The following is a 17774-nucleotide window of genomic DNA, read 5'->3' on the forward strand; positions in this document are numbered from 1 at the left end:
GTTGGGTACCGCGGACGGCGTCGGGGCCACCAGTACCGCCGCCGAGCGGAAGCGGTGTTCCAGGGTGTCCCGGGGATCGGGTTCCGGCCCCCCGTCGGGGTCCTCGTAGAGCTTCTGCCACCAGTCATCCGCGCCCGCGTCCCGCTGACTCATGGCCCTCATTGTCGGGCTCCGGCGCAGCCGAAATCCGGCGAACGCGGGAAAAAGGGGGGCCCATCGGACCGCCGTCCGATGGACCCCCCTGCTCTATGTCGTACGACTTAGCGAATGTCGTACGCCCGCGCGACCATCTGGGTGACGGTGGCGCCGTTCTTGTCGGTCAGCTCGACCTTGAGCATGACCTGCTTGCCCGCGGCTCCGGCGTGGTCCACGGTCGCGGTCCACTGCCCGCCGCGCTCGCCGACCTTCGCCTCGCTCCAGGTGCCGCCCTCGTCGTACGAGTACGACAGCTTGGCCGAGGCGAGCGCGCCGGGCGCGTAGCCCGCGTGCCCGCTGACCGAGAGGCCGATCTTCTGGCCGTTGGCCGCGGCCAGAGTCTTCATGCCGTCCAGCGGGGCCGAGATCCGCGGGAAGATGACCGGCAGCGCCTGCGAGTACTGCGTCTCGTCCAGCTTCGAGCGGAAGGTCCAGGTGGTCTGGATCCCGGAGGAGCGCTGCCAGGTGCGGGCCGGCTGGCCGAACTTCTCCAGGTACTGGGTCAGTTCGTACGTGGCCTCGCGGGCCGGGACCTCGAAGGCCCCGAACGGGTAACCGGTGTCGCCCAGCGACTCGCCGTCGACCTTGAGCGAGACGTTGCCGAGGTCGCCGAAGCCGCCCTGCTGCGCGTAGTGCCCGGTGTCGCCCCACATGGCGGAGGCGAAGCCGATCAGGTTGCCCTGCCGCTCGGCGGCCAGCTGCTCCTTGCCCGCGGTGTCGCGCGGCGCGACCGGGCCGATGACCCCGTCGTACCAGTTCTCCGTGCGCCGGGAGCCCGCCTTGTACGTACGGTGCTGGTCGGTCATGAACTCGCCCCAGGGGAAGCTGCTGGAGACCAGGTGGTCCCAGGCGGTGTCCCCGGCGGAGTAGTACTCGGTGCGCTTGCCCGGTACCGCGACGGTGTCGATGGAGCCGAAGTACACGGCGTTGCCGAGCGGGCGGTAGGCCCCGGTCACGTCGACGTAGTCGGCGGCGACGCCCATCGACTGGTAGGCCGATTCGACGGTGCCCAGCTCGCGGTCGCGCACCCGGTAGGTGCGGTCCCCGTGGACCTGGCCCTTCTCGATCTGGGCGAGGTTGTAGACGTACGGGCTCTTCGCGCTGCCCTTCCAGCTCAGCGTGACCGGGCCCTTGCCGAGCTTGGCCAGCAGGGCCTGGCCCTCGCCCGCCTCGACGGACAGGGCCGGGAGCGCGCCGCCCGCGTAGCCGGTGAAGCCCTGCCAGCGGCCGGGAGCGTCGCGGTAGGCGAGGACGGCCTTGGCGCCGGCCGCCTTCGCGTCGTTCGCGATCCCGTACAGCGCGCCGTCGGCCACCTTGACCAGGACGATCGCGCCCTTGGCGGCGACGGCGGCGAGCTCCTCCGGGGTGCCCGTGCCCGCGTTGACGAGCGGGGCGCTGCCCGTGCCGTCGAGGTTGTCGCTGCCGGTGGAGGCGGTGATCGGGTGCAGCACCGGGCCGCCGGAGGCCTTCAGCTCGGAGAGCAGCGGCGCGGCCGCCCGCCAGTAGCTGCCGAACTCGAAGTCGCCCTCCTTGGCCGTTCCGTCGACCGAGGCGTAGTAGCCGCGGATGGTACGGCCGCCCGCCGCGGTACCCGCGTGCAGCCAGGCGTCGCCCCAGGAGCGGGAGAAGGCGAGGGTGGTGGCGCGCGCCTCGGCGGGCTTGTCGGTGGCGATGTTCAGCTTGGCCGCCTTGCGGGCGTCCAGCACGATCACCGTGTCCTTCTTGATCTCCGTCTGCGGACGGCCGAGGTAGGTGAGCGAGTCGTACATCCGCTCGCCCTCCCCGGCGTCGGGGGTGCCGACGAAGGCGGAGAGGAAGTACGAGCCCGGGCGGACCCGGTAGACCTGGTCGGCGGCCCCCTCGTTGAAGCGGCGCTCGCCGGTGGCGTCGTCGGTGCCGATCAGGTCCAGGGAGGACGGGCCCGCGGCGGGCTTGCCCGCGCGGTCGAGGAGCTTGACGCGCACCGTCACCGTCTCCGGCTCCACGTAGAGGGAGAAGGGGGTGGAGACGTGCACGCCGTTCGCCGTGGCGACGACGCGGCCGGTGACGTCCCCGTACTGGGAGCGCTCCAGCTTCGCGGCGGGGTCCAGGGCGAGCGGCACCTTGACGGTGGCGCCGGCCGGGACGGTCACGGTGCGCCGGTCCAGCCGGGCGACCTGGCTGCGGACGGCGGAGCCGTCGTTGCCGGTGACCTTCTCCACGGAGAGGTTCAGCGTGATGGGCTTCTTGCCCGTGTTGGTGTACGGGACCTCGACCGCGGTGCGGTCGCTGCGGTCCTGCGGCCAGTTGAAGGTGCCGCCCTGGAGCGCGGGGGCGCTGGTGACGGTGGTGTCGATGGCGGCCTTGACGTCGAGCCGGCCACCGCCGGTCTCCCGTACGTCGCCCGGGACCGCGGTGTCGGCGGAGCCGACGAGCGCGGCCTTGATCTGCTGCGGGGTCCAGTCGGGGTGGCGCTGCTTGACGATGGCGGCGGCGCCCGCGACGTGCGGGGTGGCCATCGAGGTGCCGGACATGGAGGTGTACGCGTACACCCCGCGGCCGCCCATGGCCGCGGCGGAGATCTGGACGCCGGGGGCGGCGATCTCGGGCTTGAGGGTGTGGTTCAGACCGGCCGGGCCCCGGCTGGAGAAGGAAGCCGTCTTGTCGTCGCGGTCGACGGCGCCGACGGTCAGCACGCTGGGCGCGCAACCGGGCGAGGAGACGGTGTTGTTGCCGGGCCCGGAGTTGCCGGCGGCGATGACGAAGAGGGTGTTGCTGCTCTGCGCGAGCGCCTCGGTGGCCGCGGCCATCGGGTCGTCACAGGAGAGCTGGGAGGGGTCGCCCAGGCTCATGGAGACCACGTCGGCCTTGCTGTCCACGGCCCACTGCATGCCCGCGATGATCCAGGAGTCCAGGCCGTAGCCGGAGTCGTTGAGGACCTTGCCGCTGAGCAGCTGGGCGCCGGGGGCGACGCCCTTCTTCGCTCCGGCGCTCGCGGCGCCGGAACCGCCCACGGTGGAGATGGTGTGGGTGCCGTGGCCCTGGCGGTCCTCGGCGGTGTCCGAGTCGGTGAAGTTCTTGGCTTCGGCGACCCGGCCCTTGAGGTCGGGGTGTTCGAGGTCGGTGCCGGTGTCGAGGACGGCGACCTTGGTGCCCGTGCCGTCGAATCCGGCGGCCCAGGCGGCGGTGGCGCCCACCTGCTTGGTGGAGCGCTCCAGGTTCGCCTGGACCTTGCCGTCCAGCCACAGCTTCTTCAGCGGGGCGGAGGCGGCCGAGCGGGCGCGCGGGTTGACGTTCGCGCCGGTGACGTCGGCCCAGAAGTCGGCGGCCTTCTCCTTGTCGGCGGCGAGCGCGACTCCGCCGATGGAGCCGAGGACCAGCGACTGCTCGGCACCGCGCGGGGCGGGCGGGGCGCTGCGGGCGAGGCCGGCGGAGCGCTCGTACACGGCGATCAGCGGGAGCTTCTTGGCGTGCGTGTCGTCGTAGCCCTGCCGGATCAGGCCGGTGACGTTGAAGAGCTCCTCGTCGACCTTGCCCGCGGCGAGCGCCTTGACCGCGCTCTCGGGGTAGACGTAGAGGTCCTTGCCCGCCTGGCGGGTCTGCACGATCGGCTGCGAGCCGTCCGCGCGGGGCATCGCGGTGGCGGCCGTACGGCCCTGCGCGTCGGTGGACACCAGGATCCGGTCACCGGTGACCAGGGTCACCGTCACGGGACCGGTGGGCTGCTTCGCGGCCTCCTGGCTCCCGGTGAGGGCCTTCTTTGCCGTTCCGGATCCTGCTCCGGACGCTCCATCGCTCGGCTGCGCCGTGGACGGGCCCACGGCCGTGACGGCCAGGACGGCCGCGATGGCCGCTCCCAGTGCCGTACGCGATATCGGGCGCATCGCTCTCCCCAGATGAATTCCGGCCAACTACTGCATTGCACGGCGAAAATGCCGCGTAAATGGCTTCTGGCCAGCGGATGTTGGTGCTGCGGTGGCGCCACCTTGGCAGAGGGGCGGGGGGTACGGCGATGATGTCGGCGGCGGGTTTGCGCCGTGGCCGCTTCCCGCCAGGAACGGCTCCGAGAGGGTTGGGTGGACGAGTTGCTGGGTGCGATAGGCCTCGACGAAGGACAGGAGTCCGCTTACCGCGCGCTGGTCGCGCTGGGGGCGGCGGAAATACCGGACCTCGCGCACCGGCTGACGCTGCCGGTGCAGCAGACCGAACGGACCCTGCGCCACCTGGAGCGCCACGGGCTCGCCGCCCAGTCCTCGGCCCGCCCCGGCCGGTGGGTGGCGGCCCCGCCCGGGGTCGCCCTGGGGGCCCTGCTCACCCAGCAGCGGCACGAACTGGAGCAGGCGGAGCTGGCGGCGGCCCTGCTGGCGGAGGAGTACCGGGCGGAGGCCGCCGAGCCGGCCGTGCACGACCTGGTGGAGGTGGTGACGGGCGCCAGCGCGGTGGCCCACCGCTTCCACCAGCTCCAGCTCGGCGCGGTGGAGGAGGTGTGCGCGCTGGTCAGCGGCCGGCCGCAGGTGGTGACGGGGACGGACAACGACGCGGAGGACCGGGCGGCCGTACGGGGCGTCGCGTACCGCGTGGTCATCGAGCGGGAGGTGCTGACCCTGCCGAGCGGGATCCGCGAGGCGTCCACCGCTCTGGCCCGCGGCGAGCACATCCGGGTGTCGGCCACGGTGCCGACCAAACTCGTCATCGCGGACCGGTCGCTCGCGATGGTCCCGCTGACGGCGCGCGGCGCGGAGCCTGCGGCGCTGGTCGTGCACGCGTCGGGGCTGCTGGAGTCCCTGATGGGGCTCTTCGAGGCGGTCTGGCGGGAGTCGCTCCCCCTGCGGCTGGGCTCCACCGGGGCGCCGGAGGAATCCGATGGCGGACCCGACGCCACGGACCTGGAGATCCTCACCCTCCTGCTGGCGGGGATGACGGACGCGAGCGTGGCGAAGCACCTGGAGCTGGGCCTGCGGACGGTCCAGCGGCGGGTCAAGGGCCTGATGGAACTGGCGGGGGTCACGACCCGGCTCCAGCTCGGCTGGCACGCGTACGAACGGGGCTGGGTGGCCCGGTAGCCCCAGGTCAGGCAGGCTGAGCAGATGGATCTGCCTCAGCTGCCCCAGTTGCTGCTGGTGGGGCTGGTGCTGGTGCTCGGATTGCTCGCGGTACTGGTCCCCGGCGCCCCCGGCACCCTCCTCGTCTGGGCCGGACTCCTGTGGTGGGCGCTGCACGAGCGGACGTCGACGGCCTGGGGCCTGCTGGCGGGCGCGACGGCACTGCTGCTGGTCGTGCAGGTGGTGAAGTGGCAGCTGCCCCCGCGACGGCTCCGGGGGGTCGGCGTCACCCGCCGGATGGTCGTGTACGCGGGTGCGGGGGCGGTACTGGGCTTCGTGCTGCTCCCGGTCGTCGGCGCGGTCCCCGGCTTCGTGGGCGGCGTCTACCTCTGCGAGCGGCGCCGCCTGGGCACCCACGGGGAGGCCTGGGCGTCGGTACGGGCGGTGATGCGGGCGGTGGGGACGAGCGTGCTGGTGGAGCTGTTCGCGTGCCTGCTGGTGGTGGGGGCCTGGGTGGGCACGGTGCTGTGGGCGTAGACCCGGCGGCCTTGGGCTTGGCCCAGGGCCTGGCTCTGGCTCTGGTTCTGGCCCTAGTCCGCCAACTGGGGCTTACGGCGTAGGCCCGACTAGGCCCTCGGCCCGATGCGCCGCGCGGGCGCGGCTGGGATCGTCTGTCCCATGACGGAGTCGAGTTTCAAGGGTTTCAGGGGTTTCAGCGAGGCCGAACTGACCTACCTGCGTGCGCAGCACCTGGGCCGGCTCGCGACGGTGGACGCGGCCGGACAGCCCCAGGCGAACCCGGTGGGGTTCTTCCCGCAGGACGACGGCACGATCCTGGTGGGCGGGCTGGCGATGGGCACGACGAAGAAGTGGCGCAACCTCACCAAGAACCCCCGGCTGTCACTGGTCGTGGACGACCTGGTCAGCACCCGCCCGTGGACGGTGCGCGGCATCGAGATCCGCGGCCACGCCACGCTGGAGGTGGGCCCGCACTCCCTGGGACCGCACTTCAGCCCGGAGGTCATCCGCATCCACCCGGACCGCGTCCTGACGTGGGGCCTGACGGACTGAGGCGCGCCCTCACGAAGGGAGAGCGGGGGCGACGAGGCACCGCACGACGCACGAAAATGCCGAGCGCATCCGGTGCGGCCGCTGGTCTCATGCCCGCACGGAGAACCAACCGACTGCGGAAGCCGCACCCTCCGACCCGTGGCTCGCCCACTTCGCCGACCGCGGCCACCCGGGTGTCCGCCGGGTCGGCGCCGGTGTGGAGGCGCCTGCCGTTCGCCACCTCGGAGATCTTCGAGGTCGAGGACCACGAGGGCGTCCTGGTGACGTACGAGCGCGAGCTGCCCGGCGGCCCGATGCGGGTCGACTCCGCGCACGCGGCGTACGAGCGCGAGCTGTCCGCCCGGCACACCGACACGCTGCTTTCCGTTCTGCGCGGCCTGGCTTCCGTTCCCGGCACCGATGCCATGCTCCGGTTGACCGTCCAGGGGGACGACCGTCCGCTGTGGCGGGATCACGACTGTTTCCGCGACGCGCTCGCGTCCCTGGTCGACCGGGCCGCGGCCCGGCACGGCGCCGCCCTCGCGGCTCACGTCCCGGACTTCGAGGCGGGAGTGGAACGCACGCGAAAGGCACTGCGCGCGCTCCCCGACGCCCCGGTGACGGCGATCCACGGTGACCTCGTACCGCCCAACATCCACGTGGACGAGGCCGGCCGGCCCGTCGCGGTGCTCGACTTCGGCTTCTACACGACCGCGGGAGACCCGGCCTTCGAGGCCGCCGCGACCGCTGCCGTCTGGGACATGTACGGGCCGCACGCCGAGGAGCACGCCGCGGAACTCACCGGGCTCTTCGGCTCGGACGAGCGCGACGGGCACTTCCGCTGGTGCGCGCAACAGCTGCGCCGCAACGCGGTGTTCGTCACCTGACGCCACGGGCGAAGTCCCCGACCCGCCCTTCGCCCGTTCCCCGGAGCTCCGCCCCGGACCCCCGCGCCTCAAACGCCGGCGAGGCCGGATTTGGCCGGCGTCGGGTCTTTTCAGCCGTCCGGCGTTTGAGGACCGGGGTCTGGGGCGGAGCCCCAGGGCGGGTCCGGGCAGCGCCCGGGGAACGGTGGAAGGGCGGGTAGGGGACTTCGCCCCGCGCAGCGCCGCCACGCACCCGCACCCCCGCCCGCATCCGGGGCGGGTCCGGGTGGGACCCCACCCCGGGCGGGACGGAACCGGCCCGGGGCGGTACCCGTCAGGCTCGGCCCGTCCGCTTCGCGGAATAGTTCGCGCGGCCCTCCGCCGAGCGGAGCCTCCAGTCACGCCTGATCTCCGCCCGGAGCCGCGCATCGGTCTTCGCGACGATCCGCTGGTTCTCCCGCAGCAGCTTGCGGTAGCTCTCCAGCCGCCGCTCGGCCAACTCCCCGGAGTCCACCGCGGCCCGCACCCCGCACCCCGGCTCCGCCTCGTGCGCGCAGTCGTGGAAGCGGCAGCGCTCCGCGTACTCCTCGATCTCCGAGAAGACCTGCCCGACGCCCGCCTCCGCGTCGAAGAGCCCGACGCCCCGCAGCCCGGGGGTGTCGATCAGCACGCCACCGCCCGGCAGCGCGAGCAGGTTCCGCGTCGTGGTGGTGTGGCGGCCCTTGCCGTCGACGTCACGCGTCGACTGGACCTCCATCACGTCCTCCCCCAACAGCGCGTTGGCCAGCGTGGACTTGCCCGCGCCGGAGATCCCGAGGAGCACGCTCGTACCGCCCCCGACCACCGCGGCGAGCACGTCCGTGCCCTCCCCGGTCATCGAGGACACGGTGAGGACCTGGACGCCGGGGGCCGTGGTCTCCACGTCCTCGACGAGGTGGCCGAGGGTGACCGGGTCCGGGACGAGGTCCGCCTTGGTCAGGACCACGAGCGGCTGCGCCCCCGATTCCCAGGCGAGCGCGAGGAACCGCTCGATGCGGCCGAGGTCCAGTTCGACCGCCAGCGACACCGCGATGATCGCGTGGTCGACGTTCGCGGCGAGGATCTGGCCCTCGGACCGCTGGGAGGAGGTGGAGCGTACGAAGGCGGTCCGGCGCGGCAGGTACGTCTTCACGTAGCGCGGCTTGCCGTGCGCCTCCAGCACCGCCCAGTCGCCGGTGCAGATGACCCGGAGCGGGTCGTGCGGGGTGACGAAGGCGGTGTCGGCGCGGACGATGCCGTCCGCCGTCATGACGTCGCACTGCCCGCGGTCGACCCGTACGACCCGACCGGGCAGGAGGCCCTGGTCCGCGTACGGGGCGAACTCGGTTGCCCACGCTTCGTCCCAGCCGTAGGGGGCCAGGGCGGAGGAAAGGGAGGAAGAAGAAGGAGAAGCGGAGAAAGCGGAGAGAGACAAGGGAAACCCTTCACAGGGTGGCCCCGGCGGTGCGCGCCGCTACCGGGCGCGAAAGAGGTGAGAGGTCAGCCGGAGACCACAGAAGTGACATCGATGATCTTCTGAGTGCGGGCAACGCCCTGCGCCATGACAGTCATCAATGAACTCACCTCCGGGTCTGCATACGTACTGACGAGCGTCCCGCAGCGACCGGCTTGACCGGTGAGCGGCGGGAACGCCCCCACCGTAACAAGCCTCCTCGGGCCCGCGCCACTTCTTTTACGGGCGGCCGCACACCGCGTTTCGAACTTACCGCCGGTCAGGGCGGACCGAGGAAATCGGCAGTCAAGTCGGCTACCGACACTAAGGTGTTCTCATGGAGCGCAGCGGAACCGCAGATTCTGAGACGATTTACGAGACGGCCCCCGATACCCGGCAGCGGATCCTGCGGGTCTCCACGGAGCTGTTCGGAGTCCACGGCTTCCACGAGACCTCGCTGCGGGAGATCGCCGAACGGGTGGGCGTCTCCAAGCCGGCGGTGCTGTACCACTTCCCCGGCAAGGCCGACATCCTCGGCGCCCTCGTGGAGCCGATGCTCCGCGAGCTGGCGGAGGCCCTGGCACGTGCGGCCGCGGCGTCGGGTGCGCCCGACGGATCCGGCGCGTCATCCGGCGCGTCCGACGGGGCCGGCACGTCATCCGGCCCCTCGGAGCGGGCCCGGTGGGCCGCCATCGAAGGAGTGCTCGACGTCTGGCTGGAGCACCGCCACTTGCTGCGCCTCAACTTCCAGGACATGGCCCTGGCCACCACCGGCCCGGTCTTCGCCCAGCTGCGCGACGCCATGCTCCGGGCCAACTTCCTGGTCGCGGGGCCGAATCCCGGGTTCGCGGAACGGGTCCGGGCGTCCCAGGCCGTCGCCATGCTCTCCGACCCGGTGGTGCTCTTCGCCGACGCCCCCGTCCCGGCCCTGCGCGAAGCCGTCCTGGACGGCGTACGCCGCCTGCTCGACGGCCCGCACGGACCGCGGGGGCCGCACGCTCCGCGCGGGCCCGACGACCCGGCCCGGCCCGCGCCGGGGGGCCGGCGCGGCCGGCGCGGGCGGCCCGCCGCCATGAGCCCGGCCATGATCGAAGCCGCCCGCCGGATGCACGCGGCGGGCAGCGGGGCCACCGCGATCGCCGCCGCCCTCGGCGTCTCCCGGGCCACGGTCTACCGGCACCTCCCCCAGGAGGAGGACACCGATTGAATGCTCCCCTCCCTGAAGGGACGGGAGTCACCTTCGGGGTTGTGCGGGGATTTCTAGCTCACGCTGCCTGGCGGGACTGCGTCCCGTCGGGTCTTCCGCGATCAGCGCCAGCCGGGTTCAGACCTGCCCGGATGAGCATCACGCGTGCGGAGTTCTTGTCCCGAGGGGACACGGCTCCGCACGCGGTGCAGGTGTAGGTGCGCTCTCCCAACGGCAGTGCGTGCTTGGCTCTCGCTCCGCACTGCGCGCAGTCCATCGTGGTGTGCGCGGGGTGTACCAGGCGGATGTCCCGCCCGTGCTTGCGGCCCATCTCGACCAAGGCCGTCTTCGTAGCGCCGATGGCGGCGTCAGCGGCCTTACGGGCCATGGCGGTCCTGGCGAGGAACTTCGGCCGGAAGTCCTCCACCGCGAGGGCATCGTGGTCGCGGACCACACGCTTGGCCCACTTACGGGCTGCGTCCTGACGCTGCCGTGCCACCTTCTTGTTCAGCTTCGCGGCATGCCGCTTCGCCTTGCGGTAGCCCTTGGATCCAGCCTGCCCGCGCTTGGGCTTCCGGCGGGCCACCATCCGCTGATAGTGCGCGAGCTTCACGGCGGCCTTCCGCCCGTACCCGGCATGCGGCAGGTCGTGGGCGTCGCTGGTGGTGGTCGCCGTCTCTTTGACGCCCCAGTCGATGCCGATCACCCGGCCCGTTTCGGGAAGCGGCTGGACCTCGGCTGGGACGACGAAGGAGGCGTACCAGTGGTCGAGGCTGTCTCGGTAGACCCGCACGCTGGACGGGGCGGAGGGAAGTTCCCGCGACCACACCACAGTCAGGACGATCCCTCCCGCCAGGTGCAGTTTCCCGTCCTTGAGACGGAAGCCGCGCCGGGTGTAGTTCAACGTCGGCAGCGCTTCCCGCTTCTTCCTGTACTTGGGCATCCCCGCCCGGCGTGCCATGGGCAGCCGGTCCTCGATGCCCTTCTGGGCCTTGGCGCGCGACTTCCCAAAATCACGGATCAGTTGCTGCTGCGGAACACTGGCCCCTTCCCGCAACCACGAGGTCTTGGCGCGGGCCTCGGTCAGCATCTTGTCGAGCTGAGCCGGGCCGCAGGTCTGCTTGTCCTCACCCTCAGGCCGGATTCCCTGACGACCCCACGAACGAGTGAGCGATCACGCACACATCGACCAACGATCCATCAACTCCGAGACCCTGTACTTGTGGAAGGCCCCATCAACCACCCCGGTGGTGAACGCCGAATCCCCGACAGCGATTCGGCTCAACCCGCCCCGCTACGCGGGAAGCCGGATTCCTCCCCGACCTCAAAGCCGGGGCACCCTACGGTGATCCTGTGACCGGCTCCGGCGCCCCGCCCACCGGTGTCCGATTCGTTCAAGACCGGCCCGGCCGGGCGTGCCTAGGGTGAGCTCATGACTCCCCGACTCGACATGATCGGCATCGTCGTCTCCGACATGGCCGCATCGCTCGCCTTCTACCGCCGCCTCGGCATCGACGTGCCCGCCGGGGCCGACTCCCAGCCGCACGTCGAAGCCGTCCTGCCGGGCGGGCAGCGGATCGGCTGGGACACGGAGGAGGTCATCCGCTCCTTCGACCCGTCCTGGACCCGCCCCACGAGCGACGGCAGGGTGGGGCTGGCGTTCCTGTGCGATTCCCCCGCCGAGGTGGACTCGCTGTACGCGGAGCTGACGGAGGCCGGGCACACGGGCCACCTGAAGCCCTGGGACGCCTTCTGGGGGCAGCGCTACGCCGTCGTCCTGGACCCGGACGGCTCCGGGATCTCCCTCTTCGCACCGGCCGCCGCGTAGGCCCCCGGCGTGGTCCCGGCCAGGGCCCGCACCTCGCGGGTGTAGTGGGCCTGGTCGGCGTATCCGGCGGCCGCCGCCACCGCCGCCTGCGGCAGCCCGCGCCGGGTCAGCGCGAGGGCCCGCTGGAGGCGCAGGATCCGGCCCAGGGTCCGGGGGCCGTAGCCGAAGGCGTCGAGCGAGCGGCGGTGCAGCTGCCGCTCCCCCAGGCCGACCGCCCCCGCGACGGCGGCCACGCCCTGCCCGGCCCGCAGCCGGGCCGCGACCTCCCGGACGAGCGGGTCCGGGAGCCCGCCGTCGGCCGTGCGGAGCCGGGCCAGCTCCTCCAGTCCCGCGCGGGGATCCCCGTACGAGGCCACGCGCGCGGTGAGGCGCCGTACCTCGGCGGCGGGCCACAGGTCGGACAGCTCGACCCGCCGGTCGCGCAGCAGGCGGGCCGGTACGCCGAGCAGCGCGGGCGCCGTGCCGGGGGCGAGCCGGATCCCGGCGAAGCCGGAGCCCGGGACTTCTCCGGCGGGGTGCGGGGCGGTGTCGGGTCCGGCCACCAGGAGCCGGCCGTCCACCCACAGCAGGTCCATGCACCCGTCGGGCAGCACGATGCCGGAGCCGGCCCCGCCGGCCCGCCAGAGCACCGCTCCGGCGACCGTCCCGGACGGCCGTTCCTCGTACCCCGAACCGGGCACGGAGTCCGCGTGATCCACCACGGACACCAGGCTACGGCGGCGGTCGGCGGCGGGCAGGCGCAGTCGCCGTCGGCGGCCGTCAGTGCTTGCGCAGGCGGGAGTGGTAGTCCTCGGGCGGCAGGAACTTCGACCAGCGCTCCGGGAACTCCGAGGGCATGCCCCCGTCCTCGTCGTCGTCCTCCGACTCCCCCTCGGCCAGGGCCCGCCAGGCGGCCGCCCGGGCCACGAGCTGGGCGGCCTCCGCCTCGCGGACCCGCTCGTTCGCCTCGCGCGCCGCCGCGGTGGCCACGGAGGGCCAGACCCGGTCGATCGCGGCGTTGACGGCGGCCCCGACGAGGACGGCGAAGGCCGAGATGCCGATCCACAGCAGGATCGCCACGGGGGCGGCCAACGATCCGTAGATGGTCGGGCCCTCCACCGTGTTGGTGAGGTAGATCCGCAGCAGGAACGAGCCGAGCACCCACATGGCGAGGGCGACCAGCGCGCCGGGCACGTCCTCGATCCAGGGCGAGCGGACCGGGACGGAGACGTGGTAGAGCGTGGTCAGGAAGGCGATGGAGAGCAGCGTGACGACGGGCCAGTACAGGACCGCGATCACCTCGGTGCTCCAGGGCACCAGCCGCACCACCGCGTCCGGGCCGACCACCATCAGGGGCAGCACGATGGCCCCGATCAGCAGGGCGGCGATGTAGAGGACGAAGGCGAGCAGCCGGGTCTTGACGATGCCGCGGTGTCCGTCGAGGCCGTACATGACGGTGATGGTGTCGATGAAGACGTTCACGGCGCGCGAGCCCGACCAGAGGGCGAAGGCGAATCCGAGGGAGATGAGGTCGGGACGGCCCCGGCCGGTGACGTCGTCGAGCATCGGTTTGGCGATGTCGTTGACGCCCCGGTCGGAGAGGACCGTGCCGACCGCGCGCAGGATGTTCTCCTCGATGCTGGCGACGGTCGTACCGCCCGACCAGCCGTCCACGTACCCGAGGAGGCCCAGCAGGCCCAGGAAGAGCGGGGGCAGCGAGAGCAGGGTGAAGAAGGCCGCTTCGGCGGCGAGTCCGAGGATCCGGTACTCGATGCACGAGTTCACGGTGTCTTTGAGCAGCAGCCACGCCATCTTGCGCTTGGAGACGTTGCGGTAGAGGGCGCGGGCCCGGTGGAGGCGTCCCGGAATCCGCTCGGGTGTTTCTTTCGCGTGCTGCACGTCCTTACGGTATCGGCATGGCAGCCACCACCCACACAGTCAGCAATCAGGCCCCGCCCCTCGTGGGCCACGACGTATACGGCAGCGACCTGGTCCTGAGCGAGGGGGTGGAGCGGCATCTCGCGGACGCCGCACCCGAACTCGCCTCGGAGGTAAGGGAAGAGCTCACGGATCTGGGGCGTGCGGCCGGATCCCGGCAGGCGCAGGACTGGGGGGCGCAGGCGAACGAGAACCCGCCGAAGCTGCGGACGCACGACCGGTACGGAAACCGGATCGACGAGGTGGAGTTCCATCCGTCGTGGCACCGGCTGCTCGGGCACGCCGTGGGCGCCGGGCTCACCGACGCGTGGGGGCGGCCGGCGGGTCATCTGCGGCGGGCGGCCGGGTTCTTCGTGTGGTCGCAGGCGGAGGCGGGGCACGGGTGCCCGGTCTCGATGACGCACGCGGCGGTACCGGCGCTGCGGACCGATCCGGAGCTGGCGGCCGAATGGGAGCCGCGGCTGACCTCGCACGTGTACGAGGAGGGGCTGCGGCCGGCCGGGCAGAAGGCCGGGGTGCTCTTCGGGATGGGCATGACGGAGAAGCAGGGCGGCAGCGACGTCCGGGCGAACACGACGGCGGCGGTGCCGCTGGACGCCTCGGGCGAATACCTGCTGACGGGGCACAAGTGGTTCTGCTCGGCGCCGATGTGCGACGGGTTCCTGGTACTGGCGCAGGCGCCGGGCGGGCTGACCTGCTTCCTGGTGCCGCGGGTGCTGCCGGACGGGACGCGGAACGTCTTCGCGATCCAGCGGCTTAAGGACAAGCTGGGCAACCGGTCGAACGCGTCGAGCGAGGTGGAGTTCGACGGGACGTGGGCGCGGCGGGTGGGCGAGGAGGGCCGGGGGGTGCGGACCATCATCGAGATGGTCGCGGCGACCCGGCTGGACTGCGTGATCGGTTCGGCCTCGCTGATGCGGCAGGCGCTGACGCAGGCCGCTCACCACACGGAGCACCGCTCCGCTTTCGGAGCACCGCTCATCGACCAGCCGCTGATGCGCAACGTGCTCGCGGATCTCGCCCTGGAGTCGGAGGCGGCCACCACCCTCACGCTCCGCCTCGCGGCCGCGTACGACGCCGTCCAGAGCTCGGGCAACGAGCAGGAGCGGGCCTTCCTGCGCATCGCGGTGCCCGCCGCGAAGTACTGGGTGACCAAGCGTTGTACGCCGATGGTGGCGGAGGCCCTGGAATGCCTGGGCGGAAACGGCTACGTCGAGGAGTCCGGGATGCCCCGGCTGCTGCGCGAGTCCCCGCTGAACTCCATCTGGGAAGGATCGGGCAACGTCCAGGCCCTCGACGTGCTGCGCGCCCTCCAGCGCGAGCCGCAGGCGCTGAACGCCTTCCTCCAGGAGGTCGGCCTGGCGCGCGGCGCCGATCACCGGCTGGATTCGGCCATCAAGAACCTGCTGACCGAGCTCGCGGACCTGGAGGGCATCGAGGCGCGGGCCCGGCGGGTCGTGGAGCGGATGGCCTTGGTGCTGCAGGGATCCCTGCTGGTGCGCTGGGCCCCGCCGGAGGTGGCCGACGCCTTCTGCGCCTCGCGCCTGGGCGGTGACTGGGGCGCGGCCTTCGGCACGCTGCCGCACAGTCTGGATCTGGGATCCGTGGTGGAACGGGCCCGGATCGCGGGCTAGCGGAGGGCCCCAACCCTCCGGAAGCGGGCTCATGCAGAGGGCCCCAACCCTCCGAAAAGCACTGTGGTGCGGGATCCGGGCCCGTTGACCAGGAACAGGGATGGCGCCGCGCCGACTCGGCACCACCCCTGATCCGAGACGCCCCGAGGAAGGAGCTGTCACGTCGCTCGGCGACGTGCGCACAGTTTCGATCGGGCGACCGGGACTTGGCGAGAGTTGCAAGACGTTGCAACCTTTGACTTGGAACCGCCCTTGGGGGCGTACCGGTCCGCCCGCTGGAAGCAGCGCGCACCGGACGGCCCCGCCGGGCGGGAACCGTCGTACGCATGTTCGGCACGGGGAGGTTCCGGTGGTCCACACCACAGGCAGCGCGGTCGATGCGGCACGCATCTCGGCCATGGACGCGCGCGAGGCCGCGCGTCTGCTCAAGGGGGTACGGGCGGCCGCGCTCGCCGGGGACCGGCCGCCGGCCGCGCCGCGCCCGGAGATCGCCGAGTCCTGGCGCCGGATGATGGCGGGCGGGGTCCACCCGGACCGCGACAGCCGCTCGCGGATGCTCTCGGCCGCCGAGACCGAGGAGCGGCGCCAGACCTCTCCGCTACGGGACCTGCTGCCCGTCCTGCGCGAAGGACTGCTCCCCGCGCTGGACGAGGCCCTGCACATCATGGTCGTCGCCGACGCCGACGGGCGGCTCCTGTGGCGGGAGGGCCACTCCTCGATCCTGCGCAACGCGGACCGGCTCGGCTTCGGCGTGGGCGCCCACTGGGACGAGGCGGTGGTCGGCACCAACGGGGTCGGCACCGCCCTGGTGACCCGCAGACCGGTCCAGGTGTTCTCGGCCGAGCACTTCGTCTCCAGCCACCACGACTGGACCTGCGCCGGAGCCCCCGTGCGGGACCCCCGCGACGGGCAGCTGCTGGGGGTCCTCGACGTCAGCGGGCCGCTGGCCACCATGCACCCGGCGACCCTGACGTGGGTGAGCTCGGTGGCCCGGCTCGCGGAGCGGGAGCTGCGGGTACGGCACCTGGAGTCGCTGGAACGGCTGCGGGCGGTGGCGGCCCCGCTGCTGGCCCGGATGCCGGGGCGGGCGCTGGCCCTGGACGCCAACGGGTGGACCGCCGCCGTCACGGGGCTCGCTCCGACGGAGCGGATCCCGCTGCCCAAGACCTTCGGACCGGGCCGGGTGTGGGTGCCGCAGCTCGGCGACTGCCTGGTGGAGCCGCTGCCGGGCGGCTGGCTGGTGACCGTCACGGAGGCCCGTACCGGCGCCGGGGCGGCGGCCCGCGTCGTCCTCGACCTCAGCCGGCCGGGGGCGTGGCGGGCCACCGTCTACGGGGCTGCGGGGAGCTGGTCGCAGGAGCTCAGTCCGCGCCACGCGGAGCTGCTGTTCCTGCTGGCGGAGTCCCCCCGTGGACGGTCGGCGGCGGAGCTCGCGCAGGAGCTGTTCGGGGATCCGACCCGCACGGTGACGGTCCGCGCGGAGATCTCCCGGATCCGCCGCAACCTCGGCGGCGTGCTGGCCCACCGCCCGTACCGCTTCGCCCACGACGTGGAGGTGGAGCTGATCCGGCCGGGGAACCCGGCCGCCCTGCTGCCGCACTCCACGGCGCCGGCGGTGATCAGCGCCCGGCTGGGCCATACGGGAACCGGCGTGATTCCCTGACGTCCATGAGCACGAGCACACTGACCACCTGGTCCCTGGAAATGACCGCACCGTCCGACCTCGTCGCGGCGGCCGTCCCGGGCCCGGAGATCCGGATCGTCCGGTCGGAGGTCCCCTCCCCCGAGTTCAGCCGGTTCCTCTACGCCTCGGTGGGCGGCGACATCCACTGGACGGACCGGCTGTCGCTGACCCGTGCGCAGTGGGTGGAGCAGCTGGACCGTCCGGGCGTGGAGACGTGGGTGGCGTACGACCGGGGCACCCCGGCGGGGTACGTGGAACTCGACCCGCAGCCCGACGGTGTGGTGGAGATCATGTACTTCGGGCTCCTCCCCGATTTCCGGGGGCGGCGCATCGGCGGCCACCTGCTGACCGTGGGCATCGAGCGGGCCTGGTCCCTGGCCGAGCGCTGGCCGGAGCTGGCCCCGACGCGGCGCGTCTGGCTGCACACGTGCAGCGACGACGGCCCGACCGCCATGGCGAACTACCTCCGGCGCGGCTTCAAGGTATTCAAGGAGGAGACGGAGGAGAAGGCCGTCACCCCCACCCCCGGCCCCTGGCCGGGCGCGTAACCCTGCGGGGCGGCAGGGCGGCCCTGCGGGGCCGTCCCCTGCCTGCCCTTCCCCCGTTCCCCGGGCGCTGCCCGGACCCGGCCCTCAAACACCAGACGGGCATGTGGCTGCTGGCCCCTCAAGGGGCTCCTGAGGTGACCCCCGTCACCGGGATCTTGCGATGCGAGACGAGTTCGTCCGGATTGTGGACAGTAGTGGACTCCTCCAATCGCCCCATGCCACGCTTCCCCCCATGAACGGAGCTGGAATTGCCTTGGTGAGTCGGCGGCACGTCGACCTCGGCCGCATGTCCAGCGCCATCTGTCCGGCGCGCTGACGCACAGCACCGCCGCGACAGCGCCCCGCACCGACGTCGCCGCGGAAGCGAACACACC

The 17774-nt window shown here is 72.5% G+C and carries 14 protein-coding genes and 1 pseudogene; 10 read left to right on the forward strand and 5 right to left on the reverse strand.

Annotation, left to right across the window (positions count from 1 at the left end; genetic code table 11):
- Nucleotides 1-260 precede the first annotated feature (260 nt).
- Complete coding sequence (locus ACE1OC_RS09630; protein WP_407836664.1) at nucleotides 261-4058, reverse strand: S8 family peptidase; 3798 nt, start codon at nucleotides 4056-4058, stop codon at nucleotides 261-263.
- 201 nt (nucleotides 4059-4259) lie between these two features.
- Between ACE1OC_RS09630 and ACE1OC_RS09635 the strand changes: the two genes are divergently transcribed.
- The 4 genes from ACE1OC_RS09635 to ACE1OC_RS09650 all read left to right on the forward strand — a co-directional run bounded on the left by ACE1OC_RS09635 (nucleotide 4260) and on the right by ACE1OC_RS09650 (nucleotide 7153).
- Entirely contained in the window at nucleotides 4260-5237 is a 978-nt protein-coding gene (locus ACE1OC_RS09635) for a helix-turn-helix domain-containing protein (RefSeq protein WP_407841521.1), read from the forward strand.
- A gap of 24 nt (nucleotides 5238-5261) precedes the next feature.
- Entirely contained in the window at nucleotides 5262-5753 is a 492-nt protein-coding gene (locus ACE1OC_RS09640) for a DUF456 domain-containing protein (RefSeq protein WP_407836665.1), read from the forward strand.
- 141 nt (nucleotides 5754-5894) lie between these two features.
- Complete coding sequence (locus ACE1OC_RS09645; protein ID WP_407836666.1) at nucleotides 5895-6287, forward strand: PPOX class F420-dependent oxidoreductase; 393 nt, start codon at nucleotides 5895-5897, stop codon at nucleotides 6285-6287.
- Nucleotides 6288-6376: 89 nt separating this feature from the next.
- The gene (locus ACE1OC_RS09650; RefSeq protein WP_407836667.1) at nucleotides 6377-7153 is read left to right on the forward strand and encodes a phosphotransferase; all 777 of its coding nucleotides are present in this window, start codon (nucleotides 6377-6379) and stop codon (nucleotides 7151-7153) included.
- Nucleotides 7154-7466: 313 nt separating this feature from the next.
- Here ACE1OC_RS09650 and rsgA read toward each other — a convergent pair whose 3' ends face one another.
- A complete protein-coding gene (gene rsgA, locus ACE1OC_RS09655) occupies nucleotides 7467-8585 on the reverse strand; it encodes a ribosome small subunit-dependent GTPase A (RefSeq protein ID WP_407836668.1) in 1119 nt (372 codons plus the stop codon).
- A 355-nt stretch (nucleotides 8586-8940) separates the two neighbouring features.
- On the opposite strand from rsgA, the gene ACE1OC_RS09660 reads away from it, so the two are divergent.
- Entirely contained in the window at nucleotides 8941-9810 is an 870-nt protein-coding gene (locus ACE1OC_RS09660; RefSeq protein WP_407836669.1) for a TetR family transcriptional regulator, read from the forward strand.
- 58 nt (nucleotides 9811-9868) lie between these two features.
- Here the strand turns inward: ACE1OC_RS09660 and ACE1OC_RS09665 are convergent.
- Nucleotides 9869-10912, reverse strand: a pseudogene (locus ACE1OC_RS09665) (RNA-guided endonuclease InsQ/TnpB family protein); the annotation flags it as partial.
- A 309-nt stretch (nucleotides 10913-11221) separates the two neighbouring features.
- Between ACE1OC_RS09665 and ACE1OC_RS09670 the strand changes: the two are divergent.
- Nucleotides 11222-11617 carry a VOC family protein gene (locus ACE1OC_RS09670; protein ID WP_407836670.1) on the forward strand — a complete coding sequence of 132 codons (396 nt, stop codon included), beginning with the start codon at nucleotides 11222-11224 and terminating at the stop codon, nucleotides 11615-11617.
- Here ACE1OC_RS09670 and ACE1OC_RS09675 read toward each other — a convergent pair.
- Both ACE1OC_RS09675 and ACE1OC_RS09680 read right to left on the reverse strand, forming a co-directional pair.
- Entirely contained in the window at nucleotides 11554-12318 is a 765-nt protein-coding gene (locus ACE1OC_RS09675; RefSeq protein WP_407836671.1) for a helix-turn-helix domain-containing protein, read from the reverse strand. The genes ACE1OC_RS09670 and ACE1OC_RS09675 overlap by 64 nt on opposite strands.
- A 58-nt stretch (nucleotides 12319-12376) precedes the next feature.
- Entirely contained in the window at nucleotides 12377-13495 is a 1119-nt protein-coding gene (locus ACE1OC_RS09680; protein WP_407836672.1) for a YihY/virulence factor BrkB family protein, read from the reverse strand.
- Nucleotides 13496-13512: 17 nt separating this feature from the next.
- On the opposite strand from ACE1OC_RS09680, the gene ACE1OC_RS09685 reads away from it, so the two are divergent.
- From ACE1OC_RS09685 to ACE1OC_RS09700, 4 genes are all read left to right on the forward strand, one after another.
- Nucleotides 13513-15168: an acyl-CoA dehydrogenase family protein gene (locus tag ACE1OC_RS09685; protein ID WP_407836673.1), complete on the forward strand. Its 1656-nt coding sequence runs from the start codon at nucleotides 13513-13515 to the stop codon at nucleotides 15166-15168.
- 397 nt (nucleotides 15169-15565) lie between these two features.
- Nucleotides 15566-16831, forward strand: a complete 1266-nt coding sequence (locus ACE1OC_RS09690) for a GAF domain-containing protein (protein WP_407841522.1) — start codon at nucleotides 15566-15568, stop codon at nucleotides 16829-16831.
- Nucleotides 16832-16836: 5 nt separating this feature from the next.
- Complete coding sequence (locus ACE1OC_RS09695; protein ID WP_274550107.1) at nucleotides 16837-17400, forward strand: GNAT family N-acetyltransferase; 564 nt, start codon at nucleotides 16837-16839, stop codon at nucleotides 17398-17400.
- 232 nt (nucleotides 17401-17632) lie between these two features.
- Nucleotides 17633-17716: a putative leader peptide gene (locus ACE1OC_RS09700; protein WP_312847410.1), complete on the forward strand. Its 84-nt coding sequence runs from the start codon at nucleotides 17633-17635 to the stop codon at nucleotides 17714-17716.
- The last annotated feature ends 58 nt before the right edge of the window (nucleotides 17717-17774 follow it).

Origin of the sequence: Streptomyces stoeckheimensis (assembly GCF_045822005.1) — a bacterium.
GTDB lineage: Bacteria > Actinomycetota > Actinomycetes > Streptomycetales > Streptomycetaceae > Streptomyces > Streptomyces stoeckheimensis.